A 7,804-nucleotide genomic window follows, 5' to 3' on the forward strand; every position below is an offset into this window, starting at 1 on the left:
GTCCGCAAGGTCGCGATCACGTGCAGGTCATTGCCCGCGTCGCGATCTTGCGGTTGGGTGCCTTCCGCTTCGCGCAGTTCCCCGCGCCCCTGTCGGGGCTTCAGGCCTTGCGGAGGGTGAACTCCAGGGCGAGCGACTCGTCGGTGAAGCGGGGGGCGTCCGGGTCGGTGATGGTGAGGCCGAGGGATTCGGCGAGGACCTCGGTGGCGACCAGGGACTGGTGCTCGGTCAGTGCGGCGAGGGTGTCCTCGTCGGTGGTGGCGAGCTGGAGGTGGATGCGGTCGGCGACGTCGAGGCCGGAGTTCTTGCGGGCCTCCTGGATCTGGCGGATGGCGTCGCGGACCACGCCGAGGCGCTTGAGCTCGGGGGTGATCGCCAGGTCGAGGGCGACGGTGGCGCCGGACTCGTTGGCGACGGCCCAGCCCTCGCGCGGGGTCTCGGTGATGACGACCTCGTCGGGGGAGAGGGCGACCGTCTCGCCGTTCAGGTCGACCGAGGTTTCGCCGGTGGCGCGGAGCTCCGCGGCCAGGCGGGCCGCGTCGGCGGCGGCGACGGCCTTGGCGACGTCCTGGACGCCCTTGCCGAAACGCTTGCCGAGGGCGCGGAAGTTGGCCTTGGCGGAGGTGTCGACGAGGGAGCCGCCGACCTCGGCGAGGGACTCCAGGACGGAGACGTTGAGCTCCTCGGCGATCTGGGCGCGCAGGTCGGCGGGGAGGTCCTCCCAGCCCTGGGCGGCGATCAGCGCGCGGGACAGCGGCTGGCGGGTCTTGACCCCGCTCTCGGCGCGGGTGGCGCGGCCGAGTTCGACCAGGCGGCGGACCAGCGCCATGTGCTTGGAGAGCTCGGTGTCGATGAGCGTCTCGTCGGCGACGGGCCAGCTGGAGAGGTGGACGGAGACCGGGGCGTCCGGGGTGACCGGGACGACCAGGTCCTGCCAGACCCGCTCGGTGATGAACGGGGTGAGCGGGGCCATCAGGCGGGTGACGGTCTCCAGGGCCTCGTGCAGGGTGGCGAGCGCGGCGGCGTCGCCCTGCCAGAAGCGGCGGCGGCCGCGGCGGACGTACCAGTTGGAGAGGTCGTCGACGAAGCCGGACAGCAGCTTGCCGGCGCGCTGGGTGTCGTAGGCCTCGTAGGAGGCGTCCACCTCGCGGACCAGGGTGTGCAGTTCGGACAGCACCCAGCGGTCGAGCTGCGGGCGCTCGGCGGCGGCCGGGTCGTTCGCGGACGGGGACCAGCCGGCGGTGCGGGCATACAGGGCCTGGAAGGCGACGGTGTTCCAGTAGGTGAGGAGGGTCTTGCGGACCACCTCCTGGATCGTGCCGTGGCCGACCCGGCGGGCCGACCAGGGGGAGCCGCCGGCGGCCATGAACCAGCGGACGGCGTCGGCGCCGTGCTGGTCCATCAGCGGGATCGGCTGCAGGATGTTGCCCAGGTGCTTGGACATCTTGCGGCCGTCCTCGGCCAGGATGTGGCCCAGGCAGACGACGTTCTCGTAGGAGTTCTTGTCGAACACCAGGGTGCCGACGGCCATCAGCGTGTAGAACCAGCCGCGGGTCTGGTCGATCGCCTCGGAGATGAACTGCGCCGGGTAGCGCTGCTCGAAGAGCTCCTTGTTGCGGTACGGGTAGCCGTACTGCGCGAACGGCATGGAGCCCGAGTCGTACCAGGCGTCGATCACCTCGGGCACCCGGACCGCGGTGTGCGAGCACTGCGGACAGGGGAAGGTGACCTCGTCGATGAACGGGCGGTGCGGGTCCAGGTCGGACTGGTCGGTGCCGGTCAGCTCGGAGAGCTGGGCGAGCGAGCCGACGCAGGTCAGGTGGTCGTCCTCGCAGCGCCAGATCGGCAGCGGGGTGCCCCAGTAGCGGTTGCGGGACAGCGCCCAGTCGATGTTGTTGTTCAGCCAGTCGCCGAAGCGGCCGTGCTTGACCGTCTCCGGGAACCAGTTGGTGGCCTCGTTCTCGCGGATCATCGCGTCCTTGACGGCGGTGGTCCGGATGTACCAGGACGGCTGCGCGTAGTACAGCAGCGCGGTGTGGCAGCGCCAGCAGTGCGGGTAGCTGTGCTCGTACGGGAGGTGACGGAACAGCAGGTCACGGGCCTTCAGGTCGGCGACCAGGGTCTCGTCGGCCTTCTTGAAGAACACCCCGCCGACCAGCGGGACCTCGGGGGAGAAGGTGCCGTCGGTCTCCACCGGGTTGACGACCGGCAGGCCGTAGCGGCGGCAGGTCGCGAGGTCGTCGGCGCCGAAGGCGGGCGACTGGTGGACGATGCCGGTGCCGTCCTCGGTGGTGACGTAGTCGGCGGTCAGGACGTAGTGCGCGTCCGGGATCTCGACCAGGTCGAAGGGGCGCCGGTAGTTCCAGTGCTCCATCTCGGCGCCGGTGAAGGACTCGCCGGTGGTCTCCCAGCCCTCGCCGAGGGCCTTGGCGACCAGCGGCTCGGCGACCACCAGGCGCTCGTTGCCGTCGGTGGCGACCACGTAGGTCACCTCCGGGTGGACGGCGGCGGCGGTGTTGGAGACCAGGGTCCACGGGGTAGTGGTCCACACCAGCAGGGCGGCGGCGCCGGCCAGCGGGCCGGAGGTGAGCGGGAAGCGCACGTACACCGACGGGTCGACGACGGTCTCGTAGCCCTGGGCCAGCTCGTGGTCGGACAGGCCGGTGCCGCAGCGCGGGCACCACGGGGCGACGCGGTGGTCCTGGACCAGCAGGCCCTTGTCGAAGATCTGCTGGAGCGACCACCAGACCGACTCGATGTAGGACGGGTCCATGGTGCGGTAGGCCTGGTCGAGGTCGACCCAGTAGCCCATCCGCTCGGTGAGCTCGGCGAACGCGTCGGTGTGCCGGGTGACCGACTCGCGGCACTTGGCGTTGAACTCGGCGATGCCGTACTTCTCGATGTCCGGCTTGCCGGAGAAGCCCAGCTCCTTCTCGACCGCGAGCTCCACCGGCAGGCCGTGGCAGTCCCAGCCGGCCTTGCGGGCCACGTGGTAGCCCTTCATGGTGCGGAAGCGCGGGAAGACGTCCTTGAAGACGCGGGCCTCGATGTGGTGCGCGCCCGGCATGCCGTTCGCGGTCGGCGGGCCCTCGTAGAACACCCACTCGGGGCGGCCCTCGGACTGCTCCAGGCTGCGCTGGAAGACCTTCTGGTCCTGCCAGAAGGAGAGGATCTGGTGCTCCAGCGCGGGCAGGTCGACCTGCGCGGGAACGGCGTTGTAGGTGGGCGACATGGGGTGCGTCAACCTCCGGCGGATGCGTGGACTGGCTCCGACGGAGGGACGAGACGGCTTGCCGCCCCGCGGTACCACCCTCCTTGACCGCGCGCGCTGCGGCCCTCTCTTTGGGTTTGCTGCCGGGTCTAGTAGGCCCTGGGCGGGCCGTTCTTCCGGCGGCTCCGGGGTGATCTTCCCGCCGCGCACACCCCCGGGCTCGCACCGTCCCCGGGTCGCTCGTGGCTGCGTACGTCGGTACTCGTCCCATCTGCGCCTTGCACGGCCCAGTGTATCGGCCCCCGCAAGCCGTTTCGCGCACCCGTGAGCCGGGGCCCGGGTGGTTAGCCGGAGGCGTTCTGGGCACAACTTGTGCAGCGTCCAGAGCGACGGAGGCTGCGCGGGTGGGATCGGAGAAACGCTTCGGTATGTCCCGTTGTAGGGCGATTCGATGAGGTTTATCGTTCCGGGACCGGCAAGATCGTCGGGAACCGACGCTTCTGATCATTCGTGAATGAGGTCGAAAGCCATGGCTGAGAAGGCGACAGGAACCGTGACCACGAGGTCGCGCAAGGCCGTGGCGAGCGACCCAGGGGAGGGGACCGTGAGTACTGCGCGGCGAAAGACCGGCACCACCGGACACACCTCGGCCAGCAGCCGCACGCACGTGCCGGGCGGCTCCGGCGCGCGCGGCGGAGCCGAGGCGGTCGACCCGGCCGAGCTGCCCGTCCGGCCCGGCGAGGAGCCGTGGACGGCCGCCGAGGTCGCCGAGCTGCACGACGAACTGGCCTCCGACCTGCTCCGGCTGCGCTCCGAGATCGAGGCGTCCGAGGCCGCCATCGCCGGCCTGATGCGGGACTCCAACGACGGTGCCGGCGACGACCAGGTCGACGCCGGCACCAAGAACATCAACCGGGAGAGCGAGCTCTCGCTCGCCAACAACGCGCGCGACAGCCTCGCCCAGACCGAACGCGCCCTGGCCCGACTCGAAGGCACCGGCTTCGGCCTGTGCGAGTCCTGCGGTCAGCCGGTCGGAAAGGCCCGCCTGCAGGCCTTCCCGCGGGCCACGCTCTGCGTGAGCTGCAAGGCGAAGCAGGAACGCCGCTGACGTCGGTCCGGGCCCCGGCCGCCCTGCACGCTGCGCATTGTCGTACAGGGCGGCCAACGGGCCCACGGGTGTCGTACTCTCGTCCCCGTAACGACGACCGGTATTTCCCACGGCAGCGGAGCGGATCATCAGCACGCCAGGTTCCCACCAGACCCAGGACGACGCAGTCCCCAGCGCCTCCTCCGCCGAGGCGGGTGACCGGGTGAGCCACGCCGCGCCCGAGGAACGTCGGCCCGACGGGGGCGCGACCGCCGCCGGTGGGGCCCGCGCGGTCGTCCGGCGCCGCCGGATCAGCGTGCTGCTGGTCATCGCGCTGCTCGCCTACCTGATCGACCTCGGCTCCAAGCTGCTGGTCGTCGCCGAGCTGGAGGACCGCACCGCGCCGATCCGGGTGATCGGCGACTGGATGACCCTCCAGGTGATCCGCAACGGCGGCGCCGCGTTCGGCATGGGCCAGGCGCTGACCGTGCTGTTCACCGCCATCGCCGCCGGCGTCATCGTGGTGATCTGGCGGATCGCCCGCCGCCTGTACAGCCTGCCCTGGGCGATCGCGCTCGGCCTGCTGCTCGGCGGCGCGTTCGGCAACCTCACCGACCGGCTGTTCCGCTCGCCGTCCGCGTTCCGCGGGCACGTGGTCGACTTCATCTCGGTGCAGCACTTCGCGGTCTTCAACCTCGCCGACTCGGCGATCGTCTGCGGCGGCATCCTGGTCGTCCTGCTCTCCTTCCGGGGCTCCAACCCGGACGGCACCACGCACGGCGCTCCGGCGGAGAAGGCCGCGGCGGACGGCGGAGACGGGCCGTCCGAGGGCTGACGGCCCTCCTGGCGGGAAGCGGGCCGGGGCGGGTCGGGCATACTCGGGTGGGTGAGTATCGCAGCGCAGACCCGTAGCCTCCCCGTACCCGACGGCCTGGAGGGCGAGCGGCTGGACGCCGCCCTGGCCCGGATGTTCGGGTTCTCCCGCACCAAGGCCGCCGAGCTCGCCGCCGAGGGCAAGGTCACCCTGGACGGCGCGGTCGCCGGGAAGTCGGACCGGGTCACCGCCGGGTCCTGGCTGGAGGTCGAGATCCCCGCCCCCGCCGCGCCGGTGCAGATCGTCGCCGAAGCCGTCGAGGGCATGCGGATCATCCACGACGACGACCACGTGGTCGTCATCGACAAGCCCGTCGGCGTCGCCGCGCACCCCAGCCCCGGCTGGACCGGCCCCACCGTCATCGGCGGCCTGGCCGCCGCCGGCTACCGGATCTCCACCTCCGGCGCCGCCGAGCGGCAGGGCGTCGTGCACCGCCTCGACGTCGGCACCTCCGGGATCATGGTGGTCGCCAAGTCCGAGCGCGCCTACACCGACCTGAAGCGGCAGTTCCACGACCGGGTCACCGAGAAGAAGTACAACGCGCTCGTCCAGGGCCACCCCGACCCGCTGTCCGGCACCGTGGACGCGCCGATCGGCCGGCACCCCAGCAGCGACTGGAAGTGGGCGGTCACCCGGGACGGCAAGCCCTCGGTGACGCACTACGACCTGATCGAGGCCTACCGCGCCGCGTCCCTGCTCGACATCAAGCTGGAGACCGGCCGCACCCACCAGATCCGGGTGCACATGTCGGCGCTGCGCCACCCCTGCGTCGGCGACCTCACCTACGGTGCGGACCCGACGCTCGCCAAGCGGCTCGGGCTGACTCGGCAGTGGCTGCACGCCGTCTCGCTGGGCTTCGAGCACCCGGAGGACGGGCGCTGGGTCGAGTTCACCTCCGCCTATCCTGAGGACCTGCAGCACGCATTGGACGTCATTGCTGGGGAGAGCTGAGATGACCGTGGTGATCCGGGTGGCGGAGGGGGACGCGGACCTTGCCGCGGTACGGGCTGTGCGGCGGGAGGTGTTCGTCGTGGAGCAGGAGATTCCCGAGACGCTGGAGTTCGACGAGTACGACCCGACGTCGCTGCACGTGCTGGCCGTCGGCGCGGACGGCGCTCCGCTCGGGACCGCGCGGATGATCTCCGGGGACGAGGCGCTCACGATCACCGGGGGCGTCGCGGACCGGGTGCTGCTCGGCCGGCTGGCCGTGGTGCGGGCCGCGCGCGGCACCGGGCTGGGGGCGCGGCTGGTGCGGGCCGTGGAGGACCTGGGGCGGTCGCGCGGGGCGCGTTCGCTGGAACTGCACGCGCAGGTGCAGGCGCTCGGGTTCTACGAGCGGCTCGGGTACGCGGCCCAGGGGCCGGAGTACGACGACGCCGGGATCGCGCACCGCACGATGACGCGGGTGCTGTAGGCGCTCGGGGTTGGAAGGCCTTGGAAGGCCTTGGAAGGCCGGTGAGGAGTGGGGCTCCTCACCGGCCTTCGTGCGTGTCGGGCCACTCGGTGCGGACGCGGGGGAGGGACTCCGGGTGGTGGTCGCGGAGGTAGGCGATCAGGTGTTCGCGGGTGGCGAGTTTGAGGGCGGCCGTGGCGTCCGGGTCGCGGGCGGTCATCATGGCGCGGACCACGATGGTGGACGGGGTGGTGTCGGTGACGGTGAGGGACCACTCGTCGCCGTCCCAGAGGTCGGTGGTGGCGAGGTAGCGCTCCAGTTCGGCGCGCAGGGCGTCGACGGGCGTGCGGTGGTCGAGGTGGAGCAGCACCCAGGCGAGCAGGCCCGGGTGGCGGCGGGTCCAGTTCTCGAACGGCTGTGAGACGAAGTACGAGACCGGGACGACCAGGCGGCGGTAGTCCCACAGGCGAAGCACCAGGTAGGAGAGGGTGATCTCCTCGACCGTGCCCTGCTGGCCCTCCAGGACGACGGTGTCGCCGATGCGGACGGTGTCGCTGAACGCGATCTGCAGGCCGGCGAAGAAGTTGCCCAGGGTGGACTGGGCGGCGATGCCCGCGACGATGCCGATCAGGCCTGCGGAGGCGAGGAGGCTGGCGCCGACGGTGCGCATGGCGTCGAAGGTGAGGAGGAGCGCGCCGAACGTCACGACCCAGACGAGGGCGGTGCCGACACGGCGGACCAGGCTGAGTTGGGTGCGGACGCGCTGGATGCGGGAGGCGTCCTCGGTGATCGTTTCGTAGCGGCTGAGGACGGCTTCGAGGGTGGCGGCGAGGACTCTTGCGGTGAGCCAGCCGAGAGAGGCGATCAGGGCGAGCAGGACGGTGTGGCGGACGACGCTGTCCTGGCTGGGGAAGATGCGGCGGAGGGGCTCGGAGAGGAGCAGGAGGGCGGCGAGGAGCGAGAGTTGGAGGGGGATGCGGCAGCGGCGGAGGGACTGCCAGACCGGGGCGTGGGGGTGGCGGGCGGCCAGGCGTTGGAGGACCTGGTCGACCAGCCAGCCGGCGAGGAGGGTTGCGAGGATCGCGGTGAGGAGGCTGGCGAGTGGCCTGAGCACGGGGGACCTCGGGGGTGTGGGTGGGTTTGCCTCCTTCGCCCGCCGCAGCAGTCCGCGCTGCCCGCCGCCTTGGTCCCCGCCGCCTTGGTCGCCGCCGCCCCGGGGGTCGCCCGGCAGCGGCCGGA

At 71.6% G+C, this 7,804-nt stretch carries 6 protein-coding genes; 4 read left to right on the forward strand and 2 right to left on the reverse strand.

The genetic code is table 11. The features are described 5' to 3' along the window. Positions 1-100 precede the first annotated feature (100 nt). Positions 101-3,232 carry an isoleucine--tRNA ligase gene (gene ileS / locus ACWEMJ_RS32950; RefSeq protein ID WP_452140819.1) on the reverse strand — a complete coding sequence of 1,044 codons (3,132 nt, stop codon included), beginning with the start codon at positions 3,230-3,232 and terminating at the stop codon, positions 101-103. A 583-nt stretch (positions 3,233-3,815) separates the two neighbouring features. Between ileS and ACWEMJ_RS32955 the strand changes: the two genes are divergently transcribed. From ACWEMJ_RS32955 to ACWEMJ_RS32970, 4 genes are all read left to right on the forward strand, one after another. After that, positions 3,816-4,319 carry a TraR/DksA family transcriptional regulator gene (locus ACWEMJ_RS32955; RefSeq protein WP_452140820.1) on the forward strand — a complete coding sequence of 168 codons (504 nt, stop codon included), beginning with the start codon at positions 3,816-3,818 and terminating at the stop codon, positions 4,317-4,319. A 202-nt stretch (positions 4,320-4,521) separates the two neighbouring features. Next, a complete protein-coding gene (gene lspA, locus ACWEMJ_RS32960) occupies positions 4,522-5,133 on the forward strand; it encodes a signal peptidase II (RefSeq protein ID WP_452140821.1) in 612 nt (203 codons plus the stop codon). A 51-nt stretch (positions 5,134-5,184) separates the two neighbouring features. Continuing rightward, positions 5,185-6,123 carry an RluA family pseudouridine synthase gene (locus tag ACWEMJ_RS32965; protein WP_452140822.1) on the forward strand — a complete coding sequence of 313 codons (939 nt, stop codon included), beginning with the start codon at positions 5,185-5,187 and terminating at the stop codon, positions 6,121-6,123. A 1-nt stretch (position 6,124) separates the two neighbouring features. Beyond that, a complete protein-coding gene (locus ACWEMJ_RS32970) occupies positions 6,125-6,586 on the forward strand; it encodes a GNAT family N-acetyltransferase (RefSeq protein ID WP_452140823.1) in 462 nt (153 codons plus the stop codon). Positions 6,587-6,644: 58 nt separating this feature from the next. Here ACWEMJ_RS32970 and ACWEMJ_RS32975 read toward each other — a convergent pair whose 3' ends face one another. Continuing rightward, a complete protein-coding gene (locus tag ACWEMJ_RS32975; protein ID WP_452140824.1) occupies positions 6,645-7,679 on the reverse strand; it encodes a mechanosensitive ion channel family protein in 1,035 nt (344 codons plus the stop codon). Between the last annotated feature and the right edge of the window lie 125 nt (positions 7,680-7,804).

The sequence above is a fragment of the Kitasatospora sp. NPDC004531 genome, assembly GCF_053602195.1.